Source organism: Pantoea sp. GbtcB22 (genome assembly GCF_019091025.1).
Classification (GTDB): Bacteria; Pseudomonadota; Gammaproteobacteria; order Enterobacterales; family Enterobacteriaceae; genus Pantoea; species Pantoea leporis.
On the sequence record NZ_JAGXKB010000236.1, the window covers coordinates 1 to 269 of the forward strand.

General features: G+C 53.5%; 1 pseudogene. It reads left to right on the top strand.

Annotated elements, in window-relative coordinates:
* Positions 1–269 (top strand): annotated as a pseudogene (locus KVT28_RS25235) (putrescine/spermidine ABC transporter); the annotation flags it as partial.

Consider the following 269-nt stretch of genomic DNA (forward strand, 5'->3'; position numbering starts at 1 on the left):
CGTCCGCACGTCGGCTTTATGGTTGGCTGGTCATCACTGCTGGACTACTTGTTCATGCCGATGATCAACAACCTGCTGGCGAAAAGCTACTTTGAGACGCTGGTGCCGGGCATTCCGTCGTGGATTTTCGTGGAGCTGCTGGTGGCCTTTATGACCATCTCCAACCTGCGTGGAATCAAAACCGATGCCAACTTCAACAGCGTGATCGTGGTGCTGCAGGTGGTAGAGATGGTAGTGGTTACCAGAATGGTGGTTTACGGTGTGGCAGA